This window comes from Amycolatopsis sp. NPDC054798, from assembly GCF_053611505.1.
Genome location: NZ_JBSHAM010000066.1, coordinates 1 through 16,591 on the forward strand (window position 1 = coordinate 1; position 16,591 = coordinate 16,591).

Genomic DNA, 16,591 nt, shown 5'->3' on the forward strand with positions numbered 1-16,591 from the left:
CCCTTCGAGCCACCTTGCGGCAGACACGCCATCAGCCACACCCCATCGCCCTGGGCATCCAGGGCACCCGCCCCGAACAACATCGACCTTAGGGACCGCCATGGGAAAGCTGCTGTATTCCGCCGCGATGTCGCTGGACGGGTTCATCGCCGGGCCGGGCGGGGACATGGGATGGCTCGCGCCGTACACCGGGCCGAATCCTGCCGCGGACGAACTGGCCGCGGAGGTCGGAGCGCTGCTGGTCGGCCGCCGGACCTTCTCCGGCGACGACCCGTATCGCGGCACCGAAGGAGAGGGCAAAGCGTTCGGCGGCGGATGGGACGGCCCGCAGGTGGTCCTGACCCGGCGGGACGCTCCAGCCGTGCCCGGCGTGACGTTTTGCTCGTCTTTGGAGGAGGGCGTCGCGACGGCTCAGGCCGCGGCGGGGGAGAAGACGGTGAACGTGCTGGGCGCTTCGGTCGGTCGGGCCTGCGTGGACGCCGGTTTGCTGGACGAGGTGGCGGTCGTGGTGATGCCGGTGCTGCTGGGCGGCGGTGTGCGGCTGTTCGAGCGGCCGGGCCCGCCGGTGCGGCTGGAATTGCTTGCTCAGCAAGGGGCAAATCTCCGATACCGCGTGCTGCGCTGACCGTCAGAGATCCTCGAACCGCTTGACGGCTTCCAGCACCGCAGTCCTCATCGACGGGCTTCCGGTGTGTCCGGCGTCGTCGATCACGACCAGTTCGGCGTCCGGCCAGGCCTGGGCGAGCTGCCACGCTTTCCGCAGCGGAGCGCTCAGGTCGGCGCGCCCGTGGATCAGCACCGCCGGGATGCCGTGCAGCAGGCCGATGTCGCGCAGCAGCTGGTCGTCCTCGAGCCAGGCGTGGTGGCCGTAGTAGTGCGCGCAGAGGCGGGCGAGGGTGATCAGCTCGTCGTCCGTGCCCTCGCTGAACTGGCCGGTGCGGCCGCCGACCCATTCGTGCGAGATCACCGCGTCCTCCCACGCGCACCAGTCCCGCGCGGCCTTCACCTGGACGGCGCGGTCCGGGCTCGCGAGCAGCTGGGAGTACCCGGCGAGGAGGTCGCCGTCCGGGTCGGGCGCGCCTGCGCGGAACGCTTCCCATTGCGCGGGCAGCAGCCGCCGGACGCCGCGGTAGAGCCAGTCGATCTCGTCCGGCGACGAGGTGAAGGCGGCGACCAGCAGGACGCCGCTGACCCGGTCCGGATGCCGCTGCGCGTAGGCCAGCGCGAGCGTGGCGCCCCAGGAACCGCCGTAGAGCAGCCATTTTTCGACGCCGAGGTGGACGCGAAGCTTCTCCATGTCGGCGATCAGGTGCTCGGTGGTGTGATGCTCCAGGCTCACCGCCGGGTCCGCGACGTTCGGCGTGCTCCGTCCGCAGCCGCGCTGGTCGAACGCCACGACGCGGAACTTCGCCGGGTCGAACCCGGTGCGGCCGAAGGCGGTGCCGCCTCCGCCGGGGCCGCCGTGCACGCACAGCACCGGGATGCCGGCGCCGCTGGCGTCCCAGTAGATCTGCTGTCCGTCGCCGGCGTCGAGCATGCCGGAAGCGTCGGTTTCGACCGGAAACGGCCGCATCGCGGGCCTCCTCCCCGTAGCGGAAACCTGCCGAGCGTACTGGATCACGCTCGAGGCGGGTTTACAGCGCGGACCGGGGGTCCCTAGGATCTGCGGCGCCGGAAGCGCCGCGGACGCGCGGCCCCGGCGGGGTGGAGGTCTGGATGGGGAACCCGGAATCCGGCAGCGACCTCGAGTCGGTCGCGAACCTGGTGCGGCTGTCCGAGACCGCGCCGATGCCCCGGATCGACGGCAGCGAACCCCCGCCGCTCGTGCGCCGCCGGGCCGACAGCGGCGACGACACGGCCTCGGCGTTCGGCGGGGTCCTCGACGTTTCGAGCGGCTCGGCGGCCGAACAGCTCGCCAAGCGCGGCCCGGCGCCCGTCGCGGATCCGCCGGAGCCGCCCGCGCAGACCGCGCCGCCGACCCAGCGAAAGACGCCGCGATACGGCCTCTTCGCCGGTGCGGCCGTCGTGGTGTGCGCGGGGCTGGGCTCGTGGGCGTTGTGGCCGTCGGCGTCCGGCGGGACGGACCCTCAGCCCGTGCAGCCGCCGCCCGCTCCGGTCCGCACCTCGTCGTCGGCGCCGCCCGCGGTGAGCACGCTCAGCGCGTCCCCGGCCCCGGCCAGCGGCCAGGTGCGCGACACGGTGGTCCGGGCCAGCAGCCGCCCGGAAACCACCGCTCCGCCGCAGCGCACCGAGACGCCGCAGAAACCGCAGCAGGACAGCGGAAACCAGTCGCACGATTCCCTGGAAGACGCCTTCCGCTCGGCGGTCAGCTCGTACATGGAGCACTGGGGCGACGACGGCAGCCAGCAGCCGCGCCGCTGGCACGGCTGAGCGAAGTACTACTCTGAGTAGGTCACTGCCGACCGACTGCTCCGCGAGGTGTCCATGACCGGCTCGTCGTCCCCGTTGTCGCCCAGCCAAGTGCCGGTCGGGGTGGACCCGAACCGCCCGAGCATCGCGCGGATCTACGACGGGTTCCTCGGCGGGAGCCACCACTACGAGGTCGACCGCGCGGTGATGGAGAAGATCAGCGCGGCGGTCCCCGAGGCGGTGCACATCGCCCGCGGCAACCGCGGCTTCCACAACCGCGTGCTGCGGATGCTGGCGAGCCAGACCGACATCCGGCAGTTCCTCGACTGCGGTTCCGGGCTGCCGACCGCGGAGAACACCCACCAGATCGTGCAGCGCTACCACCGCGACGCGCATGTGGTGTACGTCGACAACGACCCGGTGGTGCTCGCGCACGGACGCGCGCTGCTGGAGGACAACGACTTCACGCACATGGTCGAGGCCGACATCTTCGAGCCGAAGGCCGTGCTGCGGAACGAAACGGTGCGGCAGTACCTCGACTTCTCGGAGCCGGTGGCGCTGCTGCACATCGGCACGATGCACCACTACGAGGGCGACGGCGCGGTCGAGGTGATGCGCGAGTACATCGACGCCCTCGCGCCGGGTTCGTACGTCGCGCTGGCGCATTTCTACGACCCGGAGGTCCCGGAGCTGACGGCGGTCGCCAAACGGATCGAGGACATCCTCGTGTCCGGACCGCTGGGCGCGGGCCGGTTCCGCACGCGCGCGGAGATCGAGGCGATGCTGCCCGGGCTGGAACTGCTCCCGCCGAGCCGTACGGACGGCCCAGGGCTGTCGGTCGCCGACGAGTGGTGGCAGGACGGGCCGCGGCTGAAACCGCTGAGCGACGCGGCCCGGTGCGTCGCGGGCGTGGTGGGGCGGAAGGTCTGATCGCTACGCCGGTTGCGGTGCGTCCGTGACCGGCACGGGCTGCCTGCGGGCGACGAGATACCCGACGAACCCGAACCCGATCAGCACCGCCAGCGTCCCGGCGGTGAACAGCTCGAAGGTCAGCCGCGAGACGCCCCACGTCGCTTCGAAGTCGTACGGCACCCCGAGTGCCCGGTCCAGCACCCCGGGCGCCACCGTCTGCCAAGCGCCGAGCAGGATCCACGCGTAGATCAGCACCGAACTGACCCACAGCCCGACCTTCCCGCCCGGCACCCGGAACGGACGTTCGGCAGCGGGGTACTTGCGCCGCAGCACCAAAATCGTCGGGAAGATCAGCAGGTACGACAGCAGCAGCGTGCTCACCGCGATGTTGAGCACGACAGCGAACACCGCCGAGGCCGAACTGCTCTGCACGATCGTCGCCGCCACGGTGAACGCGGTCGCGACCACGCCGGAGAGCAGGTTGACCCGCAACGGAGTGTTCAGCTTCGGATGGAACGCGCCGAACCAGCGCGGGAACGCTCCGTCGACCGCGGCCATCGCCTGGATGCGGTCCGAGGCGATCATCCACGAGCAGCCCTGGTTCAGCAGGACGAAGACGAACACGACAGCAGTGAGCGTCAGCATCGTCCCCGACGCGTCGCCGTAGACGGAGAACACCTGGCGTACCGCGTCGAGGAAGCCGCCGAGCCCGTTGATCTTGTCCGGCGGCATCACCAGCACGATGCCGAAAACCGGGATCAGATAGCACAAAGCCGATACCAGGCCGGAGACGCCGACCGTGACCGGGACGTCCCGGCGGGGGTTGTGCATTTCCTCGGCGGCGCCGTTGGGCGCCTCGAATCCGACGAGGGCGAACATCAAAACCGGTACTACGGCGAGGAAGCCACCGATCGTCGGGGAAAACGCAAGCGAGCCGTGCACTCCGTTGCGCGCCGCGTAGATCGCGGCGGTGACGGCGAAAAGCACCACCAGCCCCACCTTCAGCAGCGCCCCGGCGGCGATGAACCACTTGCCGTATCGCAGGCTCACTACCGCGCCGAGGATCGCCAGCCAGATGAAGACGAGCTTGAACGCGTAGTCGGCGAACCCGCCGGGCGCGGCCGGGACGAGGTACTGCTGCCAGGTCGCCGCGGCGAGGAAGGTGATCGATCCGCCGAGCCACACCGGGTTGGTGATCCAGTACAGCAGCGTGCCGAGCGCGGCGGGCAGCTTCCCGAAGGCGAGCCGCAGCCAGACGAACGGGCCGCCTTCCGCCGGGAAGGCGCTGCCCAGTTCGGCCATGACCAGCCCGTACGGGAACAGGAACAGCACCAGGAGCACGGCGGTCCAGGTCACCGCCTCCGCCCCCGAGGTCGCGATCTGCCCGATCGTGTCCACCGAGATGATGGCCGCGACCGCGAGGAAGATCGAGTCGATCCGGCGCAGATTCCGGCGCAGGTTCCCGGATTCGCTGTTGACGAAGTGAGGTTCGGACACGCTTCACCGCCTTTGGTGAATCGAGGGGGAGGAGTCAGGCTTCGGTGTTCTCCAGGTCTTCCTTGTGCAGCAACGGGGTTCCGGCGGTCTCGCGCATCGAGAAAGCTGCGACGAGGCCGACGGCGGCCGCGACCATCAGGTACGGCCCGGGCACGAGAGTGCTGCCGGTAGCCGAAATGAGGACGGTCATCAGGTAAGGCACGGTCCCGGCGAACAGCGCGGCGGTGATGTTGTACGCGATCGAGAGTCCGCTTTGGCGGGTGCGGGTCGGGAAGACCTCCGAGGACCACACCGCGTAGGTGCCGAGAATCGCCGCCAGGACGGCGCCGAGCGCGAGCCCGCCGATCCAGGTGCCGACGAGGCCGGTGCGCATCAGCAGGTACGCCGGAGTGGCGAGGACGAACAGCGCGACGCCCGCGCCGATCAGGACCGGCCGCCTGCCGATGCGGTCGGAAAGGTGGCCGAAGAAGGGCACGAGGACCAGCCCGACGAGCGAGATCACCGTGGACAGTGCGGCCGCGCTGCCGGACGAGTGGCCGAGGTAGTCGGTCTCGTAGGTGACCAGATAAGTGAGGACGGCGTAGAACGGCACGTGCATCATGGTCATCAGGCCGGCCGCCTGAAGCAGCTGCTTCTTGTTGTTGCGGAACAGTTCCCGGACCGGGCTGCGCGGCACGTTGTCGGTCGCTTCGAGGGCGCGGTACTCCGGGGTGTCTTCGATCTTGCTTCGGATGACGAACCCGATGATGCCGAGCGGGGCGGCGATCAGGAACGGCACGCGCCAGCCCCACGACGCCAGCTGCGCGTTCGTCAGGCCGATCGACAGCAGCAGGAACACGAACGAGCCGGCGAGGAAGCCCAGCAGCGAACCGACTTCCAGCCAGCTGACGCCGAATCCGCGGCGCCGGCGCGGCGCGTACTCGGCGAGGAAGCTCGCCGCGCTGCCGAATTCGCCGCCCGCGGCGAGGCCCTGCACCAAGCGCAGCAGCACCAGCAGGATCGGGGCCGCGATGCCGATCGTGGAGTAACCGGGCAGCAGGCCGATCACGAGCGTCGCGCCGGACATCGCGAAGATGACCACCGACAGCGTGCGCTTGCGGCCGATCCGGTCGCCCAGCGGCCCGAAGATCAGCGCGCCGATCGGCCGGATCCCGAACGACACCGCGAAGACGCCGAACACCGCGAGCAGCCCGGCGGTGGAGTTCCCCGCCGGGAAGAACACGGACGCGATGGTGCTCGCCAGGTAGGCGTAGGCGGCCCAGTCGAACCAGTGCACGAAGACGCCGACCGCACCGGCGGCGACGCTGCGGCGCAGCATGGCGGGATCGGCGCTCTGGCCGGCGAGGTCGGCCGCCGGGGCGGCGTCGGGTGCGGTCATGAATGGCCTCCTTGGACCGGTTCTCCGGGAGGACGCTAAGAGCGGCCCACGGCATCTAACAAGCAGTAATAAGCAAAGCAATGCATCTGCTGGGGTTATGCAGAGGCGCTGAGCTGCGCCGACACGAGGGGCTGACGGCGGTGAAACACAGCGTTCACGGGCGGGACGGTCCGCCGGTGAGTGCTCGCGGGGTGGTCAGCGCGCCGACCTGGGCGTCGGTCAGCAGTTGTCGTTCCCGCACCAGTTCCAGCGCCGGGCGGCCGGTTTCGTGGGCTTCCAGGGCAAGCCTGCACGCGGTTTCGTACCCAAGCGCGGGACTCAACGCAGTGACCAGCCCGGTCGAGGTGGCGACGAGGCCGGCGAGGTGTTCTCTGCGTGCGGTGATGCCGCGTACGCACTGTTCGGCGAGTACGCGGGCGCCGGCGGCGAGGTGGTCGAGACCGGCGGTCAACGCGCGAGCGATGATCGGTTCGAAGGCGTTGAGCTGCAATTGCCCGCCCTCGGCGGCGAGTGTGATCGTGACGTCGTGGCCGATGACCTCGAAGGCGATCTGGTTGACCGCCTCCGGGATGACCGGGTTGACCTTGCCCGGCATGATCGACGACCCGGCCTGCCGCGCGGGCAGCCCGATCTCGCCGAACCCGGCCTGCGGCCCGGACGAAAGCAGCCGGAGATCGTTGCAGATCTTGGACAATTTGACCGCCACGCGTTTCAGCACGCCGGACAGCTGAACGAACACACCGACGTCCTGAGTCGCTTCGATCAGGTCGGGCGCGGAGACGAGCGTCGTGATCCCGGTCAGCTCGCGCAGGTGCGCGACAGCTCTCTCCCGGTACCCGGGGCGCGCGTTGAGCCCGGTGCCGATCGCCGTGCCGCCGAGGTTCAGTTCGTGCAGCAGCAGCCGGGCTTCGGCGAGCCGTTGTTCGTCCTCGCCGAGCGTGGCGGCGAACGCGCCGAACTCCTGGCCGAGTGTCATCGGGACGGCGTCCTGCAGCTGGGTGCGGCCCATCTTGAGGATGTCGGCGAACTCGACTGCCTTGTCCGCGAACGCTTCCCGCAGCCCGGCGAGCGCGGCGAGGAGTTCGGCGAGATGCCGGTCGAGCGCGAGTTTGACCGCGGTGGGGTAAACGTCGTTGGTGCTCTGCCCGAGATTGACGTGGTCGAGCGGGTGCAGGTGCGAGTACTCGCCGTGGGCGTGGCCGAGCAGTTCCAGGGCGCGGTTGGCGATGACCTCGTTGGCGTTCATGTTCGTCGAGGTCCCGGCGCCGCCCTGGATGAGGTCGACGACGAACTGGTCGTGCAGGCGGCCGTCGCGGATCTCGGCACAGGCCTGGACGATGGCAGCGGCCCGTTCGGGGGCGAGGGCGCCGACCTCGGCGTTGGCACGCGCGGCGGCTTCCTTGACCGCGGCCAGCGCGGTGACCAGATGCGGCCGGTCAGCGAGGGTTTCCCGCGTGATCGGGAAGTTGACCAACGCGCGGGCGGTGTGCGCGCCGTAGTAGACGTGGCCGGGCACGCTGATCTCGCCGAGCATGTCGTGCTCGGAGCGGGTGTGGGACATCGGTGTCCTTCCCGGAGGGGGCGGTTTTCAGGAGGCGCGGTCGACGCCGGTCCACGCGAGCGCGATCGCGCCGTCGAGCAGGGCCCGCTCCGCGGTGCCGCCGACGCAGTGCGCGGCGAACTCGCGCTGGTGGTTGATCGCGGGCAGCGACCCGATCCCGATGTAGGGATGGATCGCGGGCACGACCTGCGAGACGTTGCCCATGTCGGTGGACGCGCGGTTCATCCGGGACGCGGTGCCGTCCGGTGCGAACTCGCGGCCGAGTTCGAGGGCGTTGGCGCGGTAGGCGGCCAAAGCTGTTTCGTCGGCGCGGAATTCGGCGTACGGCTTGCTTTCCGGTTCGACACTCAGCTCGCAGCCCGTGGCCAGCGCCCCGGCCTCGAACGCCCGCAGGACGCGCGGCTCCAGTTCGGACAGTTCCGCCAGCGTCTCGGCCCGCACGTACCACCGGCCGGACGCGTGCTCGGGGATCGCGTTGGGAGCGTCCCCGGCCTGCGTGACGATGCCGTGCACCCGCGCCGACGCCGGAAGTTGCTGCCGCAGAAGGCCGATCGCGACCTGGGCGACGGTGAACGCGTCGGCGGCGTTGACCCCGGCCTCCGGGTAAGCGGCGGCGTGCGCGGACTTGCCGGTGTACGAGATTTTCGAGTGGCTGACGGCGAACGGACGCGCTTCGGCGACGTCCACCGGTGCCGGATGCGCCATCATCGCGAGGTCCACGCCCGCGAAAGCGCCGCGTTCCAGCAGTTCGATCTTCCCGCCGCCGCCCTCCTCGGCCGGGGTGCCGTAGACCTCGACAGTGATGCCGAGGTCGTCGGCGACCGCGGCTAGTCCCAACGCCGCGCCGACGGAGCTGGCCGCGATCAGGTTGTGCCCGCAGGCGTGGCCGAGGCCGGGCAGCGCGTCGTACTCGGCGCACAGCGCGATCCGGGTGGGCCCGGAGCCGAAGCTGGCATGGAACGCGGTGTCCAGGCCGAGGTACTTCGCCGTGACGGCGAATCCGCCGCGGTCGAGCAGTTCCGGCACCGCGGCCGCCGCGCGATGTTCCTCCCACGCGGTTTCCGGGTCGGCGTGCAGCCGCTCGGACAGCTGGATCAGCTCGTCGGCGTGCTTTTCGACCGCGGCGCGGGCGGCCGCTTTGCCGGCGGCCATCACTCGTCTCCCGGCACGCCGTAAGACGGCGCGGCGGCCGGGTTCAGGCCGCGGGTGACGTAGTCGTCGCGCTGGGGGAGCCAGACGTCGAGGAGTTCGGCCAGCTGCTCGATCGGCTCGTCGGCCCAGTCCACGCGCAGATCGGTGACCGGCCAGTCCGCTGTGGACACCGCGACGAGCCCGGCGGACCGCACCGGGCCCTCCTCGCCGCCGGCCGCGAGCCCGGCCCGCATCGCCGCGACGAGCCGCTGTTCCAGCTCGCCGGCCGTGCTGGTGAAAGCGTCCACCATGGACTGGGGGATGTGCTCGCCCGCCAGCATGTTGCCCGCCACGACCACGCCGTCCGCCGTCGCCGACGCGTGGGTGCCGAGGGTTTTCGAGCCGCTGTAAGCGAAACCGGGCCCGGTGCGGCCGAGCACGGTCAGCTGCCGGTACTCGATGTGCTCTGCCGCCGACGTGACTTCGGCGAGCGCCTTTTCCGGATCCCCGTGTTCGGCGAGCCGGTCCAGCAGCCGTCCGCCGAGCCGCGGGTCGGTGATGTTCTGCGAGGCCGCCGCACCGAGGCCCGGACGCAGGTGCGCGACGCGGGCGACGACCGCCGGACTGGACGAACTGGCCGCGATGCCGAACCGGACGGTCCCGCCGGAAATGTCGCGGGCGACGATCGAAAAGGTCACTTCTCCTCCTCCGGGATCACCGCGATGGCGTCGATCTCGCACAGCCATTCCGGCCGGGCGAGCGCGGACACGACCACGCCGGTCGAAATCGGGTGCACGCCCTTGGTCCAGCGCCCCACCGTGCGGTAGACGGCCTCGCGATAGCGCGGGTCGACCAGGTAGATCGTGAGCTTGACCAGGTGCTCCATCCGGCTGCCCGCTTCTTCGAGCAGCATCTTGATGTTCGCCATCGCCTGCTCGGCCTGCGCGGCGACGTCGCCGATCCCGACCGATTCGCTCGTGTCGAGGTCCTGCCCGATCTGGCCGCGGACGTAGACCGTGCCGTTGGCGACGACGGCCTGGCAGAGGTCGTTGTCGAGGTTCTGCTCCGGGTAGGTGTCCCGCGTGTTGAACGGGCGGATGCGACGGTGGACAGTCACTGCGTGGCCTTCCCTGCGGCGGTCGTCGGACGCCTCAGCCTGACCGCGCTTCCGAGGTTCTGTCCAGTAGATCTTTCCGGAGCAATGCATCTGTTTTTGCGATGCACTCTGCATCGCAAAAACAGATCTTGAGTGCCGGAAACATCTGTTGGACACGGGCAGTGCGGGGCCGTGAGGATCCGGGGAGACGGCGCTGAACCGCGCTGGAGCCGGAGCGGAGGTCTGGATGTCGAGCGAACAGGTGGAGGCCCTCGTCGTGGGCGGGGGTCAGGCCGGCCTGGCGATGAGCGAGCACCTGAGCGAATGCGGCGTGCCGCACCTCGTCCTGGAACGGAACCGGATCGCCGAACGGTGGCGCACGGAGCGGTGGGACTCGCTGGTCGCGAACGGCCCGGCGTGGCACGACCGGTTCCCGGGGCTGGAGTTCCCCGGCCTGGCCCCGGGCGAATTCGCGTCGAAGGACCAGGTCGCCGATTATTTCGAGGCGTACGCGGAAAAAATCGCCGCCCCGGTCCGCACCGGGGTCGAGGTTACGTCCGTGCGGCGGCACGAGGGCAGGCCCGGCTTCCAGGTCGAGACGTCGGAAGGCGCCATCGACGCCCGGTTCGTCATCGCCGCGACGGGCCCGTTCCAGCGGCCGGTGATCCCGCCGATCGTGCCCGCCGACGCCGGGCCGGTGCAGCTGCATTCCAGCGGCTACCGGAATCCGGAGCAGCTGCCCGAAGGCGCGGTGCTGGTGGTCGGCGCGGGTTCGTCGGGCGTCCAGATCGCCGAGGAACTGCGCCGCGCCGGACGCGAGGTGTACCTGTCGGTCGGGCCGCACGACCGTCCGCCGCGCAGCTACCGCGACCGCGACTTCTGCTGGTGGCTCGGCGTTCTGGGCAAGTGGGACGCCGAGACGCCCCCCGCCGGCGCCGAACACGTGACCATCGCGGTCAGCGGCGCGCGCGGCGGGCGCACGGTCGACTTCCGGGAGCTGGCCGGGCTCGGCATCACGCTCGTCGGCATGACCGGCGCGTACGCGGACGGCAAGCTCAGCTTCGCGACGGACCTGGCGAAGAACATCGCCGCGGGCGACGAGAATTACCTTGCGCTGCTGGACGAAGCCGACGCCTACGTGGCGCGCAACGGGCTCGACCTGCCGGAGGAACCGTCCGCCCGCGACCTGGGCCCGGACCCGGCGTGCGTCACCGATCCGGTGCTGGAGCTGGATCTGGCCGAGGCCGGAGTGACCTCGATCGTCTGGGCGACCGGGTTCGCGGTCGACTACAGCTGGCTGCAGGTCGACGCCTTCGACGAGAACGGACGGCCGAAACACCGTCGCGGGGTGTCTGTGGAGCCGGGGGTGTACTTCATCGGACTGCCGTGGCTGGCGCGGCGCGGGTCCAGCTTTATCTGGGGGGTGTGGCACGACGCGAAGTTCGTGGCGGATCACGTGGCGATTCAGCGCGGGTACCAGAGCTACTGAAGTCTCGTGAGTGTTTATGCCGGTTAGAGCCGGCATAAACACTCACGAGGAATACATCGCGCGGCACAGCTCCCGGAACTCCTGTGCCCGCCGGGTAAGCCGGACCCCGCGCATCGCGGCGAGCACGATCTCCAGCGACGGAACCTCGTCCGTCAACGCAAGGGGCACAACGCTGGCCCCCGCATAAGTCGTGTCAGCAGGCGGGCGCTGGTTCAGCAGCGCGAACCCGTGCCCGGAAGCCACCAGCGCCCGCACCGTCTCGTACCCGCTGGTCCGGTGCCGGATTCGCGGCGCCACCCCAGCGTCGCTGAGGATCGACTGCAGATACTCCCGGCTGTGCGGCAGATCGAGCAGCACCATCGGCTCCTCGGCCAGCTCCTGCAACGACACCTTGCGGCTTTTCCGGCGGGCGAGCCGGTGGTCCTCGGACACGAGCGCGTACGGAGCGGCGGTGCCGACCACCTCGCGGTCGATGTCGTCGTCGAGGTCGTAGCCGTACAGCATCGCCAGTTCGGTTTCGCCCGCTCGCAAAGCAGCCTTGAGCGCCTTGTGCTCGCCCTCGCGCAGGGACACGTGGACGCGCGGATGCCGGGCCTCGAACTCGGCCAGCAAGCCGGGCAGACGGAACGGCGCGAGCGTGGTGAAGCAGCCGACGGTGAGCGTGCCGACCAGCTCGGTGCCGGACTGCCGCGCGGTCTCGACCAGTTCCGCGCCGTGCGCCAGGAAATCCAGCACCCGCTTGTAGAACTCCTCGCCCGCGGTGGTCAGGCTGAGCCCGCGGGCGTGGTGGCGCAGCAGGAACTGCACGCCCATTTCCTTCTCCAGCTGCGCGATCGCCGTCGACACCGCCGACTGCGACACCATCAGTTCCTTCGACGCGGCCGTCATGCTCAGGTGCCGCGCCGCCGCCTCGAAGTAGCGCAGCTGCACGAGGGTGAAGGAAGGCTCGCTCATGCCGACATCCTGCCTCAGCGGCAGCAATCGGGACGCTGCGGTTTCGGCGCGGGCGTGTCCAGCGCCGGGTTGGCGTCGAAGAATCCGCTGGGCTTGAGCGTGAACCCGGTGCGGTCGACGGGCATGATCGGCCAGTCCTCGGTGCGCGGGTAGTGCGTGAGGCCGAAGGTGTGCCACACGACGAGGTCGGCGCCGTCGAGGCCGCGGTCGGCTTGGATCCAGGTGTCGATGCCGGTCTTGCCGTCGTTCTGGTTGACATACTCGCCCGCCGGGAAGCGCTCGTCCTCGGAGTACGCGGTGACCCACAGGTGCTTGCGGGTGAAGGCGGCGCGGCGGGCGATGGACGACGCGTCGTCGGCGAGCAACGGCGGCTGGCCCTCCGGGTGGAGGGTGTAGCCGACCGGTTTCCCAAGCGCGTTGCGGGACCCGGGGTTGCTGATCCGCCAGGTGCGGCCGAGGTTGCCGTCGGCGAGCCGGGCCGCTTCGGATTCCTTGGCCAGCCGGGTGATCTTGCGGGTGAAGGCGTTGCCGTGCGGGTTGCCGGGACCGATCGGGACCCGCTGCACGTCGATCTCGTCGACGGCGTTGGCGACGCCGTCGACCATCATGTCCAGCCGCGCGGAGAACAGGTGCTGGTGGAACGGCGCGCCGACGCCCGGGGCGATTTCGCTGGCCCACGGGTAGTCCTCGGCGCCGTCCGGATAGGCCGACGCGAAGACGATGCCGGTGGCCTTGCACTCGAGTTCGATCGTGCCGTCGAGGTAGAGATACCAGTAGAAGCCGTAGTCGTAATTGCCGACCGTGACGAAGAACGAGATGACCAGCCGCCGCTGCCTGCGGGTGGAGACGCTGCCGTTGTAGTGGTCGGTGTGCTTCCACAGCACGCCGGCGTCTTCCTCGTGCAGGCAGATCGCGTTCGCGATGGTGTGCGGACGGCCGTCGTCGTCGTGCAGGACGGCGTCGAAATAGCGGATCTCGCCGAGGCAGTCGCAGCCCAGGGTCAGCGAGTTGGCTTCCTTGCCGAGCGAATACTCTCCGGCGTCGAAGTAGTTCTGCCAGAACCGGACCGGGCTGGGATCGCCGTAGGGCACGACCATCTCGGCGACCGAGGCACGGTAGACGACCGGACGCGGCCGTTCGCCGTCTTGGAAGCCGATCTGGTGCAGGGTAAGGCCTTCGACCGCGTTGAAGCCGATCCGGAACTGCCATTTCTCCCACGTGACGACGTCGCCGTCGACGGTGAAGCTCGGACCCTCGGGCTGGGTGATCACGATGGGTTTCTGGGTGGTCCGGGCCGGACGGCCGAGGTGGTAGTCGTACGCGGTGCGCGGGATGTCGGCCGGACCTTCGTCGACGAGGTCGTGCACGCGCCCGGCGATCAGATCGACGTAGGCCACGACACCGTCGATCGGGTGCGCCCAGAGGTTGTCGTCCTGGTTGAGCTGAAGGAAAGCCAGGCAGCGCACAAGCCGCAGGCCGGTTTCGCCGGGGATGTCGAAGCATCCGGCGCTCAGCGCGGAAATTCGCACCGAACGGGGCTCGTCGATGCCGCGCCGGAGCATCGCCGCGTTCCAGGCCTCGTCGTTCCAGAGGATCTTCTCGACCAGGTCGAATTCCTCGTGCAGGATCGGCGGCTGCCCTTCGGCCGTGACGTCCACCGCCCGGTCGGCCACGACCTCGCCCTCGGTCAGGGACACGACCGCTTCGCGCACCGCCCCCGTCCGCCGGTCCAGCAGCAGCGAACGGACGCGGCGGTCCACCGGGTCGCCCGGCTGCCAGGCGAGCACGGCCGCTTTCGCCGGTTCGAGCAGGGAGACGAGCGCGAACCGGGTGGCGTCGGTTGCGATTCCGGCTTCGACCAGCAGTTCTCGGTTGCGGGCGACCTCGTTTTCGGTCAGGCGCGAGAGGGGGTGGGCCATGCGCGTCTCCTCATTCTTTGCGGTCTATCGCAAAGAATGAGCCTCGCCGGTCCGGGAAGCAAGGCCCTTGCGGGGCCGGTTCTCCGGAACCGGTGCTGGGTTTTTCGATGCACGTCATCAATAATCCTGGACGTGGCACGACCCAAGGACCAGGCGAAGCGGCGCGACGAGCTGGTGGCGGCGGCCGGCCGCGCGATCCGGACCCGGGGGCTGGCCGGTCTCCGCGTGCGCGACGTCGCCGAGGAAGCCGGGATGTCGGCAGGCTCGGTCAGCTACTACTACCCGGACCTCGATGATCTGCTGTTCGAGCTGCACCGCGACGCGGTCGACCGGTTCTACTGGGCCCGAGCGCGGGCGGCGGAGGCGGAGGACGATCCGGCCCGGCGGCTGGTGCGGCTCGTCGACGCGGGGCTTCCGGCCGGGGAAGGGGATCCGTTGAGCCGGGTGCTGTACGAAATGCACGTCCACGCGGCGCGCGACCCGGCGCATGCGGTGCTGATGACCGCGTTGTGGGACCGCGAGGTGTCGCTGTACTCGGCCGCGCTCGCGCATGGCCGGGACACCGGGGCGTTCCAGCTGCGCTCGCCCGCGGCGGACATCGCGGCGAACGCGGTGGCTCTGGAGGACGCCTACGGCCTGCATCTCGCGGGACGCAACACCAGCTTGTCCTCGGGCAGGGTGCGGGAACTGGTGCTGGGGTACCTGGCCGCGGAAACCGGGCGGGACCTCGGTCAGGCGTAGGCCGTCCAGACCGTTTTGAGACCGGTGTACTTGTCGAACGAGTGCAGGGAGAGGTCCCTGCCGAAGCCGGACTGCTTGAAGCCGCCGAACGGGGTCGCGGTGCTGAGCGCGTCCACTGTGTTCACTGAAACGGTCCCGGCGTGGATTCCGTCGGAGACGCGGTGCGCGCGGGCGAGATCGCGGGTCCAGACCGAGGCGGCGAGGCCGTACGGGGTGTCGTTCGCCAGGCGGATCGCTTCGGCTTCCGATTCGAACGGGAGCGTGGCGAGGACTGGTCCGAACAGTTCTTCGGTGACGAGCGGATCGTCGGACGCCAGGCCGGTCACGATGGCCGGGTTCAGGAACGCTCCCCGGCGAGTGCCGCCAGCGACGACAGTTCCGCTGCTGGACTCGACGGCGGCGAGCACCCGAGACGCCGCGTTCTCGTCGATCATCGGACCCAGTTTCGTGGCCGGGTCCAGCGGATCTCCTGGCACCCACTCGGCGACCTTCTCGCGCAGCCGGGCGAGGAATTCGTCGGCCACGGGCGCTTCTACGAGCAGGCGGGTGACGGCCGAACAGACCTGGCCGGAGTTGGCGCAGAAACCGAACGCGACCAGGTCCGCCGCGGCGTCGAGATCCGCGTCGGCGAACACGACGGCCGGGCTTTTGCCGCCGCATTCGAGCCAGACCTGTTTGAGGTTCGACTCCCCGGCGTAGCGCAGGAACAGCCCGCCCACCGGGGTCGAGCCGGTGAAGGCGAGGACGTCGACGTCCGGGTGGCGGCCGAGCGCCTGGCCCGCGGTCTCGCCGAAGCCCGGCACGACGTTGAGGACCCCGTCCGGAATTCCCGCTTCCGCCGCCAGTTCCGCCAGCCGCAGCGCGGACAGCGGGGACTGCTCAGCGGGTTTGAGGACCACGCTGTTGCCGGCGGCCAGCGCGGGGGCGAGTTTCCATCCGGCGATGTCCAGCGGGAAATTCCACGGCACGACCGCGCCCACCACGCCGAGCGGCACGCGCCGGATCGCGGCGAAGTTGCCGGGCGGAGCGGACGCGATCTCGTCGTAGCGTTTGTCGAGGGCTTCGGCGTGCCAGGCGAAACACTCGGCGGTCGCGGGCACGTCCTGGCCGAAGGTGTCGGCGATCGGACGGCCGACGTCGAGGGTGTCGCACAGCGCCAGTTCGCTTCCGTGCGCACTGATGAGGCCGGACAACTTCAGCAGGCGCTTTTTGCGCTCGGCCGCGGCGAGCCGGGACCAGCGGCCGTCCTCGAACGCTCGCCGCGCGGCCGAGACCGCGGCGTCGATCTCGTCCCGGCCGCATTCGGCCACGTGCGCGACTGGGTGCCCGGTGGCGGGGTTGACGTCGGCGAAAGTCTTGCCGGACTTGGCGTCGAGCCAGTCACCGTCCACAAAGGCCGCGGTACAGGGGCGCAGGCGCGCGGCCTCGTGCACCCAGTCGCTGTGGTTCATTCCCGGAACCGCCTTTCTTCGCCTCCGTTCACTATCGCCACCTGCCGGGGTGCGGGAAAGCAGAGCTTTTCGCTGCGGTGCATCTGGCTGGC

14 protein-coding genes and 1 pseudogene are annotated in these 16,591 nt (G+C 70.0%); 5 read left to right on the forward strand and 10 right to left on the reverse strand.

What is annotated here, in order from left to right:
* Positions 1-100: 100 nt before the first annotated feature.
* Positions 101-625 (forward strand): dihydrofolate reductase family protein, encoded by a 525-nt coding sequence (locus ACWGIC_RS31995; RefSeq protein ID WP_452079622.1) that lies wholly within the window; start codon positions 101-103, stop codon positions 623-625.
* A 3-nt stretch (positions 626-628) separates the two neighbouring features.
* On the opposite strand, the gene pip is transcribed toward ACWGIC_RS31995, so the two are convergent.
* Positions 629-1,573, reverse strand: coding sequence for a prolyl aminopeptidase (gene pip, locus ACWGIC_RS32000; protein WP_452079623.1), 945 nt, complete (start codon positions 1,571-1,573; stop codon positions 629-631).
* A gap of 143 nt (positions 1,574-1,716) precedes the next feature.
* Here pip and ACWGIC_RS32005 point away from each other — a divergent pair, with 143 nt between their 5' ends.
* Both ACWGIC_RS32005 and ACWGIC_RS32010 read left to right on the forward strand, forming a co-directional pair.
* Positions 1,717-2,391 carry a hypothetical protein gene (locus ACWGIC_RS32005; protein ID WP_452079624.1) on the forward strand — a complete coding sequence of 225 codons (675 nt, stop codon included), beginning with the start codon at positions 1,717-1,719 and terminating at the stop codon, positions 2,389-2,391.
* 54 nt (positions 2,392-2,445) lie between these two features.
* The gene (locus tag ACWGIC_RS32010) at positions 2,446-3,300 is read left to right on the forward strand and encodes an SAM-dependent methyltransferase (protein WP_452079625.1); all 855 of its coding nucleotides are present in this window, start codon (positions 2,446-2,448) and stop codon (positions 3,298-3,300) included.
* Between the two features lie 3 nt (positions 3,301-3,303).
* Here ACWGIC_RS32010 and ACWGIC_RS32015 read toward each other — a convergent pair whose 3' ends face one another.
* The 6 genes from ACWGIC_RS32015 to ACWGIC_RS32040 all read right to left on the reverse strand — a co-directional run bounded on the left by ACWGIC_RS32015 (position 3,304) and on the right by ACWGIC_RS32040 (position 9,966).
* Positions 3,304-4,779 carry an APC family permease gene (locus ACWGIC_RS32015; protein ID WP_452079626.1) on the reverse strand — a complete coding sequence of 492 codons (1,476 nt, stop codon included), beginning with the start codon at positions 4,777-4,779 and terminating at the stop codon, positions 3,304-3,306.
* Positions 4,780-4,813: 34 nt separating this feature from the next.
* The gene (locus tag ACWGIC_RS32020; protein ID WP_452079627.1) at positions 4,814-6,157 is read right to left on the reverse strand and encodes an MFS transporter; all 1,344 of its coding nucleotides are present in this window, start codon (positions 6,155-6,157) and stop codon (positions 4,814-4,816) included.
* A gap of 154 nt (positions 6,158-6,311) precedes the next feature.
* Complete coding sequence (locus ACWGIC_RS32025) at positions 6,312-7,718, reverse strand: aspartate ammonia-lyase (RefSeq protein ID WP_452079628.1); 1,407 nt, start codon at positions 7,716-7,718, stop codon at positions 6,312-6,314.
* A 27-nt stretch (positions 7,719-7,745) separates the two neighbouring features.
* Positions 7,746-8,870, reverse strand: coding sequence for a M20 family metallopeptidase (locus ACWGIC_RS32030; RefSeq protein WP_452079629.1), 1,125 nt, complete (start codon positions 8,868-8,870; stop codon positions 7,746-7,748).
* On the reverse strand, positions 8,870-9,547 hold the full coding sequence (locus tag ACWGIC_RS32035; RefSeq protein ID WP_452079630.1) for a DUF1028 domain-containing protein: 678 nt from the start codon (positions 9,545-9,547) through the stop codon (positions 8,870-8,872). The genes ACWGIC_RS32030 and ACWGIC_RS32035 overlap by 1 nt, the downstream gene beginning before the upstream one ends.
* Entirely contained in the window at positions 9,544-9,966 is a 423-nt protein-coding gene (locus ACWGIC_RS32040) for a RidA family protein (protein ID WP_037805786.1), read from the reverse strand. The genes ACWGIC_RS32035 and ACWGIC_RS32040 overlap by 4 nt, the downstream gene beginning before the upstream one ends.
* 226 nt (positions 9,967-10,192) lie before the next feature.
* Between ACWGIC_RS32040 and ACWGIC_RS32045 the strand changes: the two genes are divergently transcribed.
* Positions 10,193-11,434, forward strand: a complete 1,242-nt coding sequence (locus tag ACWGIC_RS32045; protein WP_452079631.1) for a flavin-containing monooxygenase — start codon at positions 10,193-10,195, stop codon at positions 11,432-11,434.
* A gap of 42 nt (positions 11,435-11,476) precedes the next feature.
* On the opposite strand, the gene ACWGIC_RS32050 is transcribed toward ACWGIC_RS32045, so the two are convergent.
* Positions 11,477-12,388, reverse strand: a complete 912-nt coding sequence (locus ACWGIC_RS32050; protein ID WP_452079632.1) for a LysR substrate-binding domain-containing protein — start codon at positions 12,386-12,388, stop codon at positions 11,477-11,479.
* A gap of 14 nt (positions 12,389-12,402) precedes the next feature.
* A pseudogene (locus ACWGIC_RS32055) lies at positions 12,403-14,313 on the reverse strand (primary-amine oxidase); the annotation flags it as partial.
* Between the two features lie 126 nt (positions 14,314-14,439).
* Here ACWGIC_RS32055 and ACWGIC_RS32060 point away from each other — a divergent pair.
* Positions 14,440-15,048, forward strand: a complete 609-nt coding sequence (locus tag ACWGIC_RS32060; RefSeq protein WP_452079633.1) for a TetR/AcrR family transcriptional regulator — start codon at positions 14,440-14,442, stop codon at positions 15,046-15,048.
* On the opposite strand, the gene ACWGIC_RS32065 is transcribed toward ACWGIC_RS32060, so the two are convergent.
* The gene (locus tag ACWGIC_RS32065; RefSeq protein WP_452079634.1) at positions 15,039-16,499 is read right to left on the reverse strand and encodes an aldehyde dehydrogenase; all 1,461 of its coding nucleotides are present in this window, start codon (positions 16,497-16,499) and stop codon (positions 15,039-15,041) included. The two genes, ACWGIC_RS32060 and ACWGIC_RS32065, sit on opposite strands and share 10 nt — an antisense overlap.
* Positions 16,500-16,591: the final 92 nt, after the last annotated feature.